This is a genomic window from Chitinophaga sp. S165, assembly GCF_003182155.1.
Lineage (GTDB): Bacteria > Bacteroidota > Bacteroidia > Chitinophagales > Chitinophagaceae > Chitinophaga.
In genome coordinates, this window is the sequence record NZ_QGTG01000004.1 from 35,529 (window position 1) to 54,159 (window position 18,631).

General features: G+C 45.5%; 13 protein-coding genes. 9 read left to right on the top strand and 4 right to left on the bottom strand.

Going from position 1 to position 18,631, the window contains the following annotated elements; translation table 11 throughout:
- Positions 1 to 139 precede the first annotated feature (139 nt).
- The gene (locus C7475_RS17360) at positions 140 to 1,033 is read right to left on the bottom strand and encodes a hypothetical protein (RefSeq protein ID WP_110054680.1); all 894 of its coding nucleotides are present in this window, start codon (positions 1,031 to 1,033) and stop codon (positions 140 to 142) included.
- 906 nt (positions 1,034 to 1,939) lie between these two features.
- Here C7475_RS17360 and C7475_RS17365 point away from each other — a divergent pair.
- Both C7475_RS17365 and C7475_RS17370 read left to right on the top strand, forming a co-directional pair.
- On the top strand, positions 1,940 to 3,094 hold the full coding sequence (locus tag C7475_RS17365) for a PepSY domain-containing protein (RefSeq protein WP_110054681.1): 1,155 nt from the start codon (positions 1,940 to 1,942) through the stop codon (positions 3,092 to 3,094).
- Between the two features lie 225 nt (positions 3,095 to 3,319).
- Positions 3,320 to 5,773, top strand: a complete 2,454-nt coding sequence (locus tag C7475_RS17370) for a glutaminase family protein (RefSeq protein ID WP_110054682.1) — start codon at positions 3,320 to 3,322, stop codon at positions 5,771 to 5,773.
- Between the two features lie 555 nt (positions 5,774 to 6,328).
- On the opposite strand, the gene C7475_RS17375 is transcribed toward C7475_RS17370, so the two are convergent.
- Positions 6,329 to 6,568, bottom strand: a complete 240-nt coding sequence (locus C7475_RS17375) for a hypothetical protein (protein ID WP_110054683.1) — start codon at positions 6,566 to 6,568, stop codon at positions 6,329 to 6,331.
- Between the two features lie 165 nt (positions 6,569 to 6,733).
- Here C7475_RS17375 and C7475_RS17380 point away from each other — a divergent pair, with 165 nt between their 5' ends.
- A complete protein-coding gene (locus C7475_RS17380) occupies positions 6,734 to 8,188 on the top strand; it encodes a sialate O-acetylesterase (RefSeq protein WP_110054684.1) in 1,455 nt (484 codons plus the stop codon).
- Between the two features lie 224 nt (positions 8,189 to 8,412).
- The gene (locus C7475_RS17385) at positions 8,413 to 9,303 is read left to right on the top strand and encodes a DMT family transporter (RefSeq protein ID WP_110054685.1); all 891 of its coding nucleotides are present in this window, start codon (positions 8,413 to 8,415) and stop codon (positions 9,301 to 9,303) included.
- Here C7475_RS17385 and C7475_RS17390 read toward each other — a convergent pair.
- Positions 9,284 to 9,703 carry a hypothetical protein gene (locus tag C7475_RS17390; RefSeq protein WP_110054686.1) on the bottom strand — a complete coding sequence of 140 codons (420 nt, stop codon included), beginning with the start codon at positions 9,701 to 9,703 and terminating at the stop codon, positions 9,284 to 9,286. The genes C7475_RS17385 and C7475_RS17390 overlap by 20 nt on opposite strands.
- A 103-nt stretch (positions 9,704 to 9,806) precedes the next feature.
- Complete coding sequence (locus tag C7475_RS17395) at positions 9,807 to 10,049, bottom strand: hypothetical protein (protein WP_110054687.1); 243 nt, start codon at positions 10,047 to 10,049, stop codon at positions 9,807 to 9,809.
- Between the two features lie 508 nt (positions 10,050 to 10,557).
- Between C7475_RS17395 and C7475_RS17400 the strand changes: the two genes are divergently transcribed.
- Genes C7475_RS17400 through C7475_RS17420 form a run of 5 tightly spaced genes read left to right on the top strand, consistent with a single transcriptional unit; the run spans position 10,558 to position 18,580 of the window.
- Positions 10,558 to 11,157, top strand: coding sequence for an RNA polymerase sigma-70 factor (locus C7475_RS17400; protein ID WP_110054688.1), 600 nt, complete (start codon positions 10,558 to 10,560; stop codon positions 11,155 to 11,157).
- A gap of 41 nt (positions 11,158 to 11,198) precedes the next feature.
- Positions 11,199 to 12,212: a FecR family protein gene (locus tag C7475_RS17405; RefSeq protein ID WP_110054689.1), complete on the top strand. Its 1,014-nt coding sequence runs from the start codon at positions 11,199 to 11,201 to the stop codon at positions 12,210 to 12,212.
- 54 nt (positions 12,213 to 12,266) lie between these two features.
- On the top strand, positions 12,267 to 15,755 hold the full coding sequence (locus tag C7475_RS17410; RefSeq protein ID WP_110054690.1) for a TonB-dependent receptor: 3,489 nt from the start codon (positions 12,267 to 12,269) through the stop codon (positions 15,753 to 15,755).
- A 24-nt stretch (positions 15,756 to 15,779) separates the two neighbouring features.
- Positions 15,780 to 17,402 carry a RagB/SusD family nutrient uptake outer membrane protein gene (locus C7475_RS17415; protein WP_110054691.1) on the top strand — a complete coding sequence of 541 codons (1,623 nt, stop codon included), beginning with the start codon at positions 15,780 to 15,782 and terminating at the stop codon, positions 17,400 to 17,402.
- A 32-nt stretch (positions 17,403 to 17,434) separates the two neighbouring features.
- The gene (locus C7475_RS17420; RefSeq protein WP_110054692.1) at positions 17,435 to 18,580 is read left to right on the top strand and encodes a SusE domain-containing protein; all 1,146 of its coding nucleotides are present in this window, start codon (positions 17,435 to 17,437) and stop codon (positions 18,578 to 18,580) included.
- Positions 18,581 to 18,631: the final 51 nt, after the last annotated feature.

Sequence of the window (18,631 nt, forward strand, 5' to 3'; positions counted from 1 at the left end):
ACGATTGCAGGTGGGATCACTGTAATTCATTGCCGCACTATTTGCATTGGAAGCGAATATGGGCTGACAGTGATTCTAGCGTTGACCTTCTAGCTCACGGTTGCAGGTGGGAGCACTGGCTGTAGTTCTTTGAAGTACCCTAGCTATTAAGCTTTGATTGGCGGATAGGCTTTAGTATTTCTATTAAACCCCTATCTGTCGCATCAGCGTACTTCAAACAACTAATGCCTGTGATTCCCACCTGCACCGCTCGCTGCGGTCGGTCCCTAAAATAATAGCACAGCAACATATATTCGTGTGCGTAATCAAGCTCATATTCTTCCTTGGATTCACCGTTACATTTCCTGCTACATACTGTTACATTTATTGTTGCATCTAAGCCTTGCAGAACATCGCTCTTACAATATTTATTATGCAGAACATCGCCCTTACAATATTTATTATTAAGCTTACATGTAGTACTTACAACACTTTTGCTTACGCATGATCGTGTCTGTGCTCTATTACATTTAACACATTTCCCAACGGGCTTGCGGGCGTATTCACCACAATACTTGTTACGATCTTTACTGCATCTATCATTAGCTTTCCCCTCATTGCTCTTCACTAAATTGGGGAGAAGGCCAACTTCTGAAACAGTGTTTTCACTGCAGCCTTTACTGCATCTATCAAGGTCTTTACCCGCTATGTACTCCATTGGCTGAGACAGATAAACGGCTTCCAACATAGTGATGACATTATCTGCATCAAACCCTTCTTTTAACAGCAACATGGCTTTTCCTGTGAGTTCACGATATCGCTTATACACACGTTTATCATCGGATAATTGTCTATATATGTGTGAAGCGATACGTGCACCTTGTTTAAGCCATCCGGCATACATCATAGTTTTGGCAAAAGCGGGATCACGTTTAACACGTTTACCAGTAAGCGAACTTTTAGTACGGATGATGTATTCTCCGTTCATAAGATATATTGTGAGATTATCCTGAGTCCCAATAAAGGGCGGCGGACCACCAATAAATTTCGGCATATAATATTAGTTTATACGAATGTAGGTTACTAAGGGGATACGCCGTAGTAACGTCGGGTTAACGCCATGTTTAAAGCGTACTTTATTGCCGGATATGCCATTTATGCCGTTTTTGCCGCCCAACATTATCCTGACCATATGGTTTTATACGGCTGATGTCCGGCCGCTCAATTCAGGTTGTTGTATCATTTGTACTAATCACAGTCACTTCTTTCTGCGTTGTACGAACTCATAAGTGCAATCAGGTTTGGGAATCAGAATGGCAAAAAACAATGGGTAATCATGATAGCCAATCATGATGGATAAACACAACCATTAAACATACCAGGTGATCATAAGAGGCAATCATAAGAGGTGATCATAAGAGGTGATCAAACAATAGGATCTTAACTGGTCATAACGGAATTATAAAGGATATCATGCAAGTATCGTAACGTGATAAAGCATGGGAGCCAGACTCCTGCAATTATTTTGGAGACCGGCCGCAGCGAGCGGTGCGGGTGGGAGCCACTGGCCTCAGTTATTTGAAGTACGCTCAATACGACGTACCCAGGGGTTCAATAGAACTACCAACGCCCAACCGCCCAACCAGAGCCAAATATCAAGGCAACTTCAAAGAACTGCAGCCAGTGGCCCCACCTGCATCCGTGAGCTAGAAGGTCAACGCTATAATCACTGTCAGCCCCTCTCCGCGTCCCAGTCTGCATCCCTGAGCTAGAAGGTCAGGGCTATAATCACAGCATCCCATATCCGCATCCCATATATAACTTCAAAAACCAGAGTGATCCCTAAATAGCAACCGCCCAACCCTTGAATCACAGAAGTCCAAAAGAAATTCCGTTTTCGAGCAAACATTCATTACTAATTATAGCATCTTTACCCGCAACCTGGCGAATGTAATTGCTTATGACTGTTAAAAAACTTATCGGAAAAGTACACCTATGGCTCGGCTTCACTTCCGGCCTCGGCGTTTTCATAATTGCCGTAACAGGCTGTATCCTGGCATTCCAGCAGGAAATAGAAAGCATCACGAAACCATATACATATACGGCAAGTACGAACGCAACACCGCTATCCCCGTCAGCGCTAAAAGCCATCGCAGTTAAAGAGATTTCTCATAAGCAGCCCAATCTTATCAGCTACCCCGGAAAGGACAAAAGCGCGACAGTAATGTTCTTCGGAGCAGATCCGGATTATTACTACCAGGTCTTCATGGATCCGTACACCGGTAAAGTTATCAAGGTATGGAGTGAAGAAGGCGATTTCTTCCATTTTATATTACACGGACATTATTACCTGTGGCTGCCGGAGAAGATCGGTCAGCCGGTAACGGCGTCTGTAACACTGATCTTCTTTGTAATGCTGATCACGGGCCTGGTGTTATGGTGGCCTAAAAATAAAGCAGCCGCCAAACAACGGTTCTCTGTGAAGTTGAGTGCAAAGTGGAAACGGTTGAATTATGACCTGCACAACGTGCTGGGATTTTATGTGATGGCAATAGGACTGATCCTCGCTACTACCGGACTGGTATGGGGCTTCCAGTGGTTCAGCAATGCATTGTATTACGTAACATCAGGGGGAGAGCATTTGCCAGTGGATGCACCGCCATTGTCTGATAAAACTAAAACAGCATTGTACAAGACGCCGGAAGATCAGGTGTGGCAGGATCTAAGAAAGAAAGCGCCGGCAGATGCAGGTATAATGATATCTTATCCGGCGGATGATTCGGCAGCTATTTCCGCATCAGTCAATTACAGGCCGGGTACATATTATAAGATGGACAATTATTATTTCGATCAGAATACATTAGCGATACTGCCAGCAAAAGGCCCTTATACCGGCGAATATGCGAAAGCCGGGTTTGCAGATAAACTGCGGGATATGAACTACGATATCCACATTGGAGCAATAGCCGGAATACCCGGTAAGATTATCATGTTCATGGCGAGCCTGGTTTGCGCCAGCCTGCCCGTGACCGGCGTGTATATATGGTGGGGTAGAAGGAATAAGAAGATAAAAAAGAGCCCGGCAACACGCGCCGCTTCCCGTATGACAGCTTAAACATACGAAGGTAGATCTCCAATCCGGAAAAAATAAGCGTAAAGAATACGTTTCCCGAAAAAAATCTCTATTTTTCGCGGGTGACGGTGTTACTGTGTGCAGTTAAGTTTAATCCACGGGTATTATTTAATTCAGGTCCATGAGTCTCAACAACACTGCCATTGCCGCGGAGGTAGCGGCGCGTATCCACGTTTTCTATAATCATTATATAAAGCTCCACAAATCATGAAAAGAATTTTTGGTATTGCAGCCGTATTGCTGGCACAACAGCTGTATGCGCAACAACAGCAGGCGCCTGCCTATCCGTTGATCACGCACGATCCCTATTTCAGCGTCTGGTCGGCAACGGATAATCTGACAGCTTCCACTACCCGTCACTGGACAGGAACACAGCAATCTCTGACGGGGTTCGTAAAGGTGGATGGTGTAACCTATCGAGTATTAGGTTCCCCCGGACATGCATATCGTGCGCTGGCAGCAACTGCTGATATGGCGCCTTATCAGGTGCGGTATACAGAGACAGCTCCTGCAAAGGGTTGGGAAGCACCCGAATTTAATGACGCAGACTGGAAAACAGGAAATGCGCCATTTGAAAAAGAAAAAAAGACTAGCGGTACTCCCTGGTTTACGGACGACGTATGGGCACGTAGAACTTTCACAGTAGATGATCCCAATGTGGATAACCTGCTGCTGAAGATCAACCACGACGATAACGCAGAAGTTTATCTGAACGGAGAGCTTATCTATAGTTACGTGGGATGGTTAAACCATATGGAATATTTCCCTATCAGTGACGATGTAAGAAAGAAACTGCGTAAAGGCAACAATGTACTGGCCATGCATTGTACCAATACACGCGGTGGTGCCTACCTTGACGGAGGTATCGTAACAGAAGAAAAAGATAAACTGGTGGATAAGATATTGCAGGCGGAACAGAAGAATATTACGCTTGAAGCAACACAGACCAGTTATGACTTCACTTGTGGAAAAGTGGACCTGAAACTGACCTTCACTTCTCCATTGTTGTTGAAAGATCTGGACCTGATGTCCCGTCCTGTTTCTTATGTATCTTATAAAGTAAAAGCAAATGACGGGCGGAAGCATAAAGTAGAAGTGTATTTTGGAGCCTCATCCGATCTTGCCGTGAATACAGCTGCACAGGAAGTGACCGCACAGCAATATAATAGCGAAGGATTGTCTATCCTGAAAACCGGCTCTGTCGCACAACCGGTACTGGCTAAGAAAGGAGACGATCTGCGTATTGACTGGGGATATCTTTATGTAGCTGTACCACAGTCTGCCGGCGCTAAACAATATGTTACGAAGGAAGGCGTTGCCGCCGGCACATTTGCAGGCAAGCGTAAACCTGCTACTGTCGATAAAGGTACACAGCTGGTATTGAATACAACCGTATCTCTTGGAAAGGTGGATGGCACTGAAAAAGAACAGGTGTTCCTGGTAGGGTATGACGATATTTATTCCATTCAGTATTTCGGAACTAATCTGAAACCCTGGTGGAAGAAAGATGATAGCTATACGATAGAGAAGGAATTGAAAAAAGCGCAGGATGGCTATGCGGCTGTTATTGCACGCTGCACTGCATTTGACAAGGAAATATATGATGCAGCACTGAAAGCGGGAGGAGAGAAATATGCCAAGCTTTGTGTATTGGGATATCGTCAAAGCATCTCCGCACACAAGCTGGTGAAGAGCCCGCAGGGAGAGATCCTGTTCCTTTCAAAAGAGAACTTCAGCAATGGTTGTATCAATACAGTGGACGTAACTTATCCTTCAGCACCATTGTACCTGGTGTACAACCCTGATCTGATGAAGGGAATGCTGAATGGAATATTCTACTTCAGCGAAAGTGGTAAGTATACACAGCCATATGCAGCGCACGATCTGGGAACATATCCGCTGGCAAATGGTCAGGCATATGGAGAAGGTATGCCGGTAGAAGAATCCGGTAACATGATCATTCTGACAGCAGCAATTGCGAAGGCAGAAGGTAATGCGAACTATGCAAAGCAACATTGGAAAACACTGACCACCTGGGCAGAGTATCTGTTGAAGGAAGGCTTTGATCCCGCTAACCAATTGTGTACAGACGATTTCGCCGGTCACCTGGCAAGGAATGCAAACCTCTCTGTAAAGGCGATCGTAGGACTCGGTTGTTACGCTATGCTGGCGGATATGCTGGGAGATAAAACAGCAGCTCAGAAATATAGGACCGCAGCAACAGAGATGGTCCCTAAATGGATGACATTGGCGGAAGATGGTGATCACTATACACTCGCGTTCGAAAATAAAGGTACCTGGAGTCAGAAGTACAACCTGGTTTGGGACAAGGTATTAAACCTCGGATTATTCCCGAAATCCGTTTATCAGAAAGAAATAAAATACTATCTGGCACATCAGTTAAAATATGGCTTACCACTGGATAGCCGTAAAAAATACACTAAATCCGACTGGATACTGTGGACTGCCGCACTGACGGACAATCAGTCAGACTTCGCTGCCCTGGTGGATCCTGTGTATAAGTATGCGCAGGAAACACAGTCACGTGTACCATTGAGCGACTGGCATGAAACAGAAGATGGAAAGATGGTCGGCTTCCAGGCAAGAAGTGTAGTAGGAGGATATTTTATGCAGGTATTAGGTAATATATTGAAAAAATAATTAAATAAATGATCGGCTGAAATGCAGTGGGGTGGCCATTTGTAGAAGAGTCGCCCCACTCTTTTTTAAGTGTAGTAATACTACTACAAAACAATATGAATGCGGGTCATATATTTGTATCAGCAACGAAAGAAATTTGATACTGTCCTAACAATAAAAAAGGTCCCACCCTTTCCCTATACTGAAATAATTACACAAGAAAAACATCTTATTCAAAATATTACACTTGATATGTTATCGCATATGAAGTAAAGAACTTGGTTTTTATTAGGATATGGTTAGAAAGGGTTGTCATTCTTGGCGACCTTCTTTTTTTTATATAAAAGAGCCCGCAAATGTGACTTTGCAGGCTGCTTACTTTTTTGGGTAATGGACGATATTGAGGTTAGTCTTGTTTAATGGATGCTTGCCTTGGGAACAATGAATGCCGGGGAAAGCACAATGAATGAAAACCCGTTGGGGGAACAATGAATGATGGAGTTAAATGGATGAAACCGGGGCAATGGATGAACGGGGGAACAATGAATGAACATCGGGGAAACAAAAGAATGAAAATCAGTTTTGACTGAACTCACTGAAAAAGCGGCGCGCCACATGTTTGAACCTATTCACGTCCGCTTCATTTTCCAGTTGTATATCAGGATGATTAGTAGTCGATTTATAATATTGTAAGGCAGCGGAAGCTATGTCCGTATCGCCGCTCGCATCTGCAGTAGCTTTGATATAACGGCTGTTACTATTCAGGTAGTGCAGTGCTTTGATGTCGAAGTCGAATGTTATGATACCGTTTATCATGATCTTATCGTTTTATGCAGATAGACTATAACAATTTCGTGCCAAAATGATACCTGGCCATAAAAAGGACAATAAATGCCGCAACCTCGCATACTTTGTCCCGAAAGATATTGCGCATCTATTCCCCATTTTGTACCTTGACCGGCGGAATAAAATTTACCGTTCATGCAATTGACCACGTTATTAAAACCAATGCTGACAGGTCTCCTGTCAACAGCACTTATCCTCAATAGCTACGCTGATGTTCGTTTACCCGCTTTGGTCGGTAGCAACATGGTATTACAACGAAATAAACCCCTGAATATATGGGGATGGGCCGACAAGGGAGAGAAGGTGACCGTTAAGTTCAAACAAGGCTCCTATACTGCTGTTGCAACTGCGGATGGTAAGTGGAAAGTGCAATTGCCTGCCCAGGTTGCAGGAGGTCCGTATACAATGACTATCGCCGGTCACAATACTATAACGCTGGACAACATACTGGTAGGGGATGTGTGGTTAGCTTCGGGCCAGTCTAATATGGAGATGCCCGTTAAAGGATGGGGAAAAGTGTTGAATTATGAACAGGAGATTGCCGCGGCCAATTATCCTCAGATCCGTTTCTTTCAGGCGAAACACGTAACAAGCACGTCGCCAAAAGACGATATTACGCCATGGGAAGGTGGCTGGGCGGTGTGTACTCCACAGAGTGTCCCTGAATTTTCTTCTGTGGGGTATTTTTTCGCACGTGAAATAAATAGTCATGAGCATATACCCGTAGGTGTTATCCACAGTTCATGGGGTGGAACAGTAGCGGAAGCATGGACAAGTGGGGAATCCCTGAAGAAGATGCCTGCTTTTGCAGATACTGTGAAAGCGCTGGAGCGCCTCGCTACACCACAATCACCATCCGATGCCAATAAGTCCACGCTGCTTTATAATGCAATGATCCATCCCTTACTGCCTTATTCGATCCGTGGCGCTATCTGGTACCAGGGAGAAGCAAATGTGGGTAGAGCATACCAATATCGGGAATTATTTCCCCTGATGATCAAAGACTGGCGCAAACAATGGAAAAGCGATTTCCCGTTCTTTTTTGTACAACTGGCTAACTTCACAGAGAAGAAGTCGCAGCCTGTGGAATCTGATTGGGCAGAATTGCGTGAAGCTCAGTTAATGGCGTTATCCCTGCCTAATACAGGTATGGCTTCCGCGATTGACATTGGTGATGACAAAGATATTCATCCAAAGAACAAGCAGGAGGTAGCCCGTCGTTTATCCCTGATCGCGAGGGCGAAGGTATACGGGGAGAAGATACCTTACTCCGGACCGATCTATCAATCCAAACAGATCGTGGGAAATAAGGTTGTTCTCACTTTCAAGTTTACAGATGATGGGCTGAAAGCAAAGAACGGGACGCTGAAAGGATTCGAGATTGCAGGTGCGGATAAGAAATTCCATTGGGCAGATGCGACTATCAGCGGTAACCGTGTAACAGTTTCCAGCAGCGAAGTGGCCAAGCCCGTGGCAGTACGTTACAGCTGGTCGAATAATCCTGACGGTAACTTATACAATGGTGCAGGCTTGCCGGCCAGTCCTTTCCGTACAGACAATTTCGAGGGTGTTACCTTCGGAAAGCAATAAGCTCCTTCCGGATATTAAAAAAAAATAACAGCCGGTGGTACTACCCCTGGCTGTTATTTTTTTTAATGATACTTTCTATCCAATTTTTACCCATATACGTCTTCTCTGCTATAACTCTCCGTCTTCTCTGCTATAACTCTGCTTGTACTCTCAGGGACTTTTTGTTAAAATAACATCAGGAAATATCTACTTTTATAGCCGATTACAAACCGACAGGAATAATAATGCGCCAGCTCGTCATAGGTCTTCTCTTTGCTTTACTGTGGGCATCAGCTGCAGTTGCCACCAAATTTGGCATCCATGCGGCCGATCCGCTCATCCTTGCTAATGTCAGGTTCTTACTGGCAGGAGGGGGGATGCTGATCTTCGCCTATCTGATACAGAAGGGAAAACATCCGTTACCCAAAGGAAAGGAGTGGCTGCACCTGACGATATTCGGCAGTTTGAACACCACTGTCTATCTGGGGTGCTTCGTGATCGCTATGAAAACAGTATCTGCCGGTATCGGCAGTTTATCTACGGCCACCAGTCCCTTATTTATAATGGTCATTTCAGCCCTCTGGATGAAGCGGCAATTGAAGTGGTATGAGATCACAGGTATGTTCCTGGGAATGACAGGTGTGGCCATCGCTACCTACCCATTACTGCAGGACAGCCATGCTACCGTAGGCGGTATCATCATTCTTATGTCAGGAATGTTATCAGTTTCGGTGGCCACTGTGTATTATGCCCGTATTAAATGGACACTTCCTAATCTGGCCATTAACGGCTGGCAGGTCTTTCTCGGCGGACTGCTTTTCATTCCCATCACCGCTGCTTTCGCCAATTTTGAGACGACACATTTCAACACAGAGTTCTGGCTCTCCGTCGGCTGGCTGATCATCCCTGTTTCGGTTATTGCCTTGCAGTTATGGTTCTACCTTGTCCGTAAAGATGCAGTAAGGGCTTCTCTGTGGCTGTTCCTATGCCCCGTATTTGGCTTCCTGTACTCCTGGATGCTCCTCAATGAGCCTATCACATGGTTTACCTTCGCCGGTACAATATTGGTGATTGGTGGGCTTTATCTGGCCCAGCGTGAGAAGTTCAGAAAATCTGCTATTCCTCAAAATCAATAGACTTGATCTTGTTGGCCAGGTTATCGATGCTTTGCAGCTCGATCTCCCGCATTTTCTTTCGCAGTGTTATAGCTTCCTTTTCAGATATGATCCCGTTCTGTAGCGCGTTCTCAATCTTCTGCAACAGCAGCTTCTTTGACCGTTCTATTTTCTTCACTTTGAAGTATGCATTGGACTTCCGGGAAATATATTTCCAGAACAGGGATAATACAATGGATACGCTGGGCGCGAGGATGACCAGCCATGATTTAAGAGGATAATTATCAGGCAGATTGTTCGCCAGCAGCACCAGTAAGGTACCACCTCCTGCGCCGGCTATACTGGCGGATGTCGAATTAGGTTGCTGGGTATTGGAAGATTGCGTGGATGGGTTAGCAACCAGTGAATTTTCTTGTTCCAACGAATGAAAGTGGTTTTATAGGATAATAGTTATAGTTAAATAAATATAGTGGATGATGGTATTTAACCAGGCGATAGTGATAAAGTGAATGAAATAATAAGAACTATTTCCCTAATAATACATCTATGGTACGGAGTATCTGTTGTGTATCATTTTGTTTTTCGAGATCAAGCACTACAACATGTCCTGATTTGTCTTCTACCACCAGTGACTTTGGTGGAAATCGGCGGATTCTCTTGAGTCTGGCCGTCTCCCGGGATGCGTTCAGGAGCGTGATTGCCAAAGATGACAACGAGGCGAACACCGCAATAATCACCAATATGGTAGTAAATGTAGATGACATCATACTAGGTTACATTTTCTGTTTTTAGTCATAGCTATTAAAATTACGCAATTTCTGTCAAAAAAACACTTATATGTTCTTTTATATATAGTTACAGTGTGATTTAAAATTATTCCTAATCCAAGACTCTCCAAATATTTTTTTTACTCCTGTAAGTAGTTTTCCGGAATTACCTGTCCTCATATAGATACCGGATCAACTTCCGGGCCAGCCGGTAAGGCAGACTGGGCGGGAGCCTGATAAGAAGGAACAGAAAAGCACGTGTCGAAAACTGATAATTAAAGATTTAACAGCCCAATGAGTACTATGCCAGCCGGAAAAATAAAATGATACAAAAATAACAACGTTGTGAAGACTGATAAGATCTTGATCGGATAATTTACCAACTTCTCTAGATCAGGCTAATTTAGGACTATACCAACATAATAAAGGGGGATAATTCCGCGATAATGATCATTATATTTACCTCCGGGGGACTTTCCGTATGTAAACTAAGCTTAGTACATACCGTATGAGTAACAGTGAAGATATCAGATATTGGCAGCGGCAGATTGCATGTGAAGGCGATGAAAAGGCTTTTTCAGAGCTCTTTCGCCATTTCTATGACCGCCTGTTACACTTCTCCATCCAATACGTTTACACCCGCGAAGCCGCGGAAGAAATAGTTTCAGATGTTTTTGTAAAGATCTGGAACCGCCGTGACGAACTCGAAAAGATCGCCAATCTCGAAGTGTACCTTTTCGTGGCCGTTAAAAATCACTCGCTGAATTATCTCGAACAATATTCCTCCTTACGTATCACTCCCCTCAATGACGACACCGGACTTTCACAATTGACCAACTCAATTGATCCCGGACGCACAATGGAGTGGAAAGAGATCCTGTTCAAAATGGACCAGGAAGTAGGCCGCCTGCCCGACCAGTGCCGTCGTGTGTTTAAACTGATCAAAGAAGAAGGATTTAAATATAAAGATGTAGCAGAGATCCTGAACATTTCTCCGCGCACAGTAGAAACGCAATTATTCCGTGCTATGAAACGCCTGAACGAAGTGATAGGCCCATACATCACCAACAGACTAAAAGAAAAAAATAAAAAACCGGATTCCCTGTAAGTAGTTTTTCTATTCTCTCTGTCCTTCTACTACAACCGCGTATGATAAACGAAGAATTATTTACCACGTTAGCCGCCAGGAAACTGGCAGGAGAAGCTACCACCGCAGAGCAGCAGGAGCTTGAGTTGATGTTGCAGGATTATCCTGAACTCCGCGAACGCTACCAGTTGCTGCAACAGTACTTCAAAGTATCGGCATATCATTCTTCTGTCGAAACAGAGCAGGCCTTGCAACGTACCATGTCCAGGATCAATATTAACGTAAACGTAACTCCTGTAAAAAGGATGTTCCCCTGGAAATGGGCAGGTGTTGCTGCTGCCGCAATATTAATAGCTGCCGTCGCCGTTGTGGCACTCAGGCCCAAACAACAGCAGATAGAAGTGGCCAAACTGATGGAACGTCAGAATGGTAAAGCTACGAGGGCCGTTATAGAACTGGCAGACGGTAGCAAGATCTGGCTGAACGCCGATAGTAAGTTGTCTTATCCGGAAGTGTTCAATAGTCACTCCCGCGAGGTCTATCTTACCGGTGAGGCCTTCTTCGATATCGCTGCAGATCCGAAGAAACCATTCATCGTACATCTCTCATCAGGTAGCATCCATGTACTCGGAACTTCCTTCAATATCCGCGCTTATGAAAATGAAGCTGTACAAACATCTGTAAAAACAGGTAAAGTAGCATTCATACCGGCCTATGAAGCAGGGAAGAAACCTGATACCATTTATATCACACCAGATGAAAAAGTGACGTACCGCCAGGTTGTTACCGATGATGATAGTGAGAGGGCTATCGTTAAAGAAATTACTTCCGCAGAAGATGATAAAGCCTGGACAGAAGGAAGACTGGTATTCCGCGACAGAACACTGGAAGAGATAGCATTCGAACTGGAAAGAACATTCGGCAAGAAGGTCACCTTCGCCAGCGATGCTCCCCGCTATTATAGGCTTACGGGGGCTTTCCAGAACAACAGCCTGCAGGATATCATGTATTATCTTGCCAGGTCCAAAGCGTTCCACTATACAATTACAGATAGCACATTACTGATCACAGAATAGGTCACGTTCGTTTATTTAATCAATCAAATCAATTCATTCACAAACAGCTGCGTTATGAAAGAAAGACCGCTACCCATGCGTTTTTCGGGACTTTTCCGCTCGTTGTTCCTCCCGCTTTTTGTCTGCATGGCGTTATTGAACATGCTCGACCTGAAGGCGCAGAGTGCATTTGCTGCTAATGCAGATCACACTGTATACGGCCAGGGACAACAGGTTAAGGACACAAACATCCCACTTGAAAACCGTATTAGTCTCCAGGTAAATAATGAACTGCTCGGGCAGGTGCTGGAGAAAATTCAACAGCAAACACCATATGTGTTCGTCTATTCAAATGACGAAATAAAAGTAGCGCAGAAGATCTCTCTGTCCGTGAAAGACAAGAAACTGGGCGAAGTACTGGATATGGTGTTGTCTCCGCTGGACATCAAATTCGAAATGATCGATAACAAGATCATTCTCCGTCAGGCAGTTACTGCCACACCTCAACAGGCCGAAATCACGATCAATGGCCGGATCGTTAACAATAAGGGAGAAGGTATCCCGAATGTCAATGTTCGTTTGCAGGGTACCAATGTCGGTACCACTTCAAATGATCAGGGTTTTTTTACGCTAAAGATCCCAGCTGGGCAAGCCAATGGTACCTTGGTCTGCTCTTCCGTTGGTTACATCCCATCGGAAGTAGGGATCAGCGGAAGAACTAATATTACCGTAATGCTCACTGCCGACTCTAAGGACCTGGGAGAGATAGTGGTTACCGCTTACGGCTCACAAAAGAGAACACAGGTAACGGCGGCCATCAATACGATCTCCACTAAAGATATTGAAGGCCGGCCCGTTGCTAACATGTTCCAGGCCTTGCAGGGAACGGCGCCTAACCTGATCCTCCAGCAGAACAACGCTGAACCGGGTGCTCAGCTTACCCTCAACATCCGTGGTGTAGGTAGTTTGACCGGTAACTCCCCGCTTATCATTATTGATGGTGTGCAGGCTGGCAAGGATGGTTTGCAAAACCTCAACCCTTATGATGTAGAAAGCATCTCCGTATTGAAAGATGCCGCTTCTTCTGCTATCTACGGTTCCCAGGCTGCAAACGGTGTTATCTATATCACAACCAAAAGAGGTGGTAAAGACGAGAAACCAAGTGTTACCTACAACGGCATCTATGGTTGGCAAACACCTACCACACTGCCCCGTAACGTGGAAGCATGGGAATACATGACACTGAAAAATGAAGCACTGGTGAACTCCGGTAAAACGCCACAGTTCTCTCCGGATGATATCAACTTCTGGCATAAACGCGGTTCAGAACCTGCTTATCTGAAGGAAATGCTGCGCGACCATACACCTATGCAGAACCATAGCCTCAGTATGACCGGTGGCGGCAAAACAAGCAGCTACCTTGTTTCATTGGGATATGTGAACCAGGGCAACATGTTGCAGAACTCTTATGTTGACCAGGACTTCTTCTACAAGCGTTACAACGCCAGGGCAAATCTCTCTGTCGATGTGAGCAAGTATGTAAAAGTAAATGTGAACCTTGCCTATACCAAAGGGATTAAACGCAGGCAACAGGCAGACATCGGTATCCTGATCAGGGATGCTATCCGTACGCCTCGTATCTATCCTGTACTTGATTCACTCGGTAATTTCGTAGTGCCGTCACTGAACAGTAATAACGTACTGGCACAGTTAAAATCACAAGGCTTCAACAAAGAAGAGAAAGACAACCTGCTGGGCGGTCTTGATATTACCATCAACCCGGTAAAGCATTTCAAACTTAATTTTAACGCTTCCGGTACTTATACGATCACTAACCAGACCGATCGTCAGAACAAATACAGTTACGCTTCTTATTATACCACGGCCAATCCTCCATTGTACAACAAGATGTATGAATATGAATTCAAAGATCTTGCCTCAAACGTATATGCTACAGCAGAGTATGAGAATACCTTTGGTAAACATTATGTGAAAGCACAGGTGGGCGGTCGTAGTGACGCCATTAATGAAGAATATGGTTTAAAAGCTACCCGTTACGGTACCACTAACCTGGATCCCGACTGGAGCATCGGCGGTGGATATATTCCTAAACCTGATGGTACTTTCGATTATGCGAACATTGGTACCTACAACGAGTTCGTCAATCCTAACCTGTTTGCGCTGAACTCACTTTTCGGTAGAGTGAACTATGTGTATAACGATAAATATCTGGCGGAATTCACCTGGCGTTATGACGGTTCTTCCAAACTTGCTCCAGGTCATCAGTGGCAGTTCTTCCCGGCGTTCTCTCTGGGTTGGAGGATCACTGACGAAGCCTTCTTCGAAGACTTCAAGGAAAAGTATGGTAACGTGAAGTTCCGTTATTCCTGGGGACAGGTGGGTAACTCCAACATCGGAGGATTCAACTACCTGGCAAGGGTAACACTGAACACCGGTAAATATCCGTTCAATAACACACCTAACACCGGTGCCGATTTCTCCGCTTACAATGAGACATTGCAATGGGAGATCTCTACTATGAGCAACTATGGTGTGGATGTAGACCTGTTTAATAATAAGGTCTCCGCATCATTCGACTACTTCAATAAAAATACTGATGGTATCTACCTGTTCCAGGTAGTGCCTGGTACTGCCGGTATCGGCGCGTCTCTGCAGAACGTAGGTAAAGTGCAGAACAAAGGCTGGGAGTTAACAGTGTCTTATCATGCAAAAACCGGAGCTGTCAATCATACCATCTCCGGTAACCTGTCAGACAACCTGAACAAGATCGTGAAATACGGTGAACAATCCGTACAGGGTTCTGACTTCTCATTCATTATCAAGGAAGGCTTCCCGATCGCTTCCTACTATGGTTATAAGTCAAACGGCTTGTATCAGAACCTGGACGATATCAAGAACGCTCCAAAGGTGCCGTTTGCTTACAACCAGCAGGTGATGCCGGGCGATATCCGTTATATCGACCGTAATGGCGACGGCACCATCGATGCCGATGACCGTTATGTATTTGGCAATCCTTTCCCACGTTACACTTTCGGATTCAATTATTCAGCTAACTGGAAGAACTGGGACTTCTCAATGTTCTGGCAGGGTGTTGGTAAAAGAAGCCAGTTCCTGCGTGGTGACATCGTAGAGGCATTCCACAACAATGAGGACCATGCTTTCGAGCAGCACCTTGACCGCTGGACGCCTACCAATCCGGATGCGTCTTATCCACGGCTCACTATTGGTACTGCCGATGCCAACAACTTTGCGTATTCCGATTACTGGATGTTCGATACAAAATACCTGCGCTTAAAGAACCTGCAGTTCGGCTATACACTGCCTCGTAGTGTAAGTCAGACGCTGCACATCCAGAGCGCAAGGGTTTATTTCACCAGCCAGAACCTGCTGACATTCACTCCCCGCCGTTTCCGCGAGTTGGGTGTGGACCCGGAATTCACACAGTTTGACGATAAACTGTCCTTTACCAATTACAATGCTATTGCAGGACGTAGCTATCCGAATGCAGCTACCTTCTCATTTGGTCTGGACCTGAAATTCTGATAATAGCGCTCAAAGTTCATTAGTATGAAGAAATTATTATTACCAATACTTTGCGCCGTCGTGCTGTTCTCCTGCCGTAAGCTGGACCAGCCTATCACGCGCGACTATACAGACGCTGCCTACTGGCAGAACGCTGACGATGCACTGGCAGCGCTCGCAAGCTGTTATGAGAACCTGTCTGACGATACTTATTATTTTGGTGACGAAGCACTCAGTGACAATGGTTTTGTAAACGGTATCGGTTATAAATCCGTTTCCAGGATTGCTTCCGGCGCTTACGACCCGTCCAACGACAGGCTTACGCAGGAATGGCAATATCGTTTCACCTGCATCCGCAAGTGTAATATCGTAACGACAAATATTGACAGGGTACCCGGAATGGACTCTACGCTGAAACGCCGTATCCTGGCGGAAGCAAGGTTCATTCGTGCTTACTCTTATTTCCAGCTGGCAAGCTGGTTTGGAGATGTACCGTTCTACACTAACCTGATCTCCATTGAAGAGGCCAGATCGATCTCCCGGACAAATAAGAATGAAGTGCTCAACTTTGTTCAGTCCGAGCTGACCGCTATCCGTCCCGATCTGCCGGTAAACAACTACTCCGGTGCCAATGGCGGATACCAGGAAAAAGACCGTGGCCGCATCACCCGTGGCGCTGCTATTGCCCTGAGTGCACGTGTGCATATGTTCAAAAGCGAATGGCAGTTAGCTATCGACGATTGTGAACTGCTCATAAGCAATACCAACAACGGCACTTATGCATTGCAGAGCAACTACAGCAATATCTTCACTACCGCCAATGAGTATAACAGCGAAGTAATCTTCGACATACAATATGGCGGTGGCCGTACCAACAGCTCACAACGTAACTTCCTGCCACAAACAGTAGCGCTGCTGAGAAGTACGCTGGTGCCTACGCAGGATCTGGTGGATGATTATATCATGCTGAACGGAAAGGGTATCCGGGAAGCGGGTTCCGGTTATAACGAAAATGATCCTTATACTAACCGCGATCCCCGTTTCAACGCTACCATCCTGCACGACGGTTCTACCGTTACAGACTTTGATGGTAAGGTACAGACGATCCTGACCAAACCTGGTTCCAATCCTGCTACTAACAGCGTGGACGACCAGGGAGCTTCTCCCACCGGTTATTATTTCTACAAATATTATGACCGTACTGCTACTAACTATAACTCTGGCTTAAACCTCATCGTGATCCGTTATGCCGATGTGTTGCTGATGTATGCAGAAGCGAAGAATGAACTCGGTCAGCTGGATGCTGGTGTCTGGAACCAAACGATCCGTGCACTGCGGGCACGTGCCGGCTTCACCGATGCAGGCGCACTGGAGTTCCCTGGGGTCGCACAGGCAGCACTGCAAACCATCGTACGCCGGGACAGAAGAGCAGAACTTGCATTCGAAGGTGTACGTGCGCTGGACATCCGTCGCTGGAAGATCGCCGACCAGGTAATGAGCAGGCCTGTAAGAGGTATCAAAGTATCCGGAGGCAGCTTTAGAACAGATGCGAACGGCTACATCATTGTAGAAGACAGGGCCTTCATAAATCCGAAGCACTACCTCTGGCCGGTGCCTACATTTGAACGCGATCAGAACACAAATCTTGGTCAGAACCAGGATTGGTAATTCCCACATTAATATTTTCAAACTGATACGATATGAAAACATTTTTCGCCAATATACTCCTCGCATTACCGGTTTCACTGGGACTTATACTGACCGGCTGCGGCAAAGACGATCATGAACTGAATACCAATCTGCAACCTGTAGCTCACCTGACAGCCCCGGTAGCTGATAAGTACATCAAGCTGCAACCGGCTACCAGCGCTACTGTTAGCTTTGAATGGGATCAGGCACGTGCTGAAGACGGATCACTTGTATTATATGAACTGGTGATCGATAAAGAGAGTGGGGACTTCTCCAATCCGATTGCAAAGATCACTTCAGATGGTGGTGGTGTGCAGAACAAACTAACGCTTTCACACAAAGACCTGAACAGTATTGCCGGTAAAGCAGGCATCGCTGCACTGGCTACCGGTAAACTGAAATGGACGGTAAATGCTTCAAAAGGTTATAACATCCAACCTGCAGCAGAAACCCGCACCATTGAAGTAGAAAGACCAAATGGCTTTGCAGAAATACCAGTAGATGTTTTCCTGACAGGAGATGCTACCGAAGCAGGCGCTGACCTGGCTCAGGCTGTCAAGCTTAAATCTACCGCCGCCGGTGTATTTGAGATCTATACTTCACTGAAAGATGGTAAATACAAATTCGTTGATAGGAATACCGGTACACCTACTACTTATTTCATTGATGGAACCGCGTTGAAAGAAGGAGGGGAGAGCACCCAGTCTGGCGGCACTAAAGTATACCGTCTGCGTCTGGACTTCAATAATACCGTTGCCACTATTACAGAGATCACCGCTATCGGCCTGTGGTTCGCACCTGAGAATAGCATCATGTACGATCTCGGCTACACTACTAATGGCGTCTGGTCATTTGAAAATAAACTGATCAACTTCCACCAGGAATCATGGGGCCGTGACGAACGTTACAAGTTCCGTGTAAGCGTAAAAGCTGCGGATGGTACAGCTGGTACAGAATGGTTCGGTAGTTCCAATGCTGACAACAACCGCCCTACTTCAGCAACACCGCTTTCTTTCTGGGAGTTGAAACCTATTCAGAATAGCGATCAGTATAACTACTGTTACAAATTCGCTTCAGAAGTGGATACTAAAAACTGTGACGTGAAATTGTATTTCTCTCCGGACAAAACTTACACGCACGAAGTAATAGTGCGCTAATCCGGTATAGACATCCATTTCATCTAAACGATCAATCAAAAGCTCATGCGT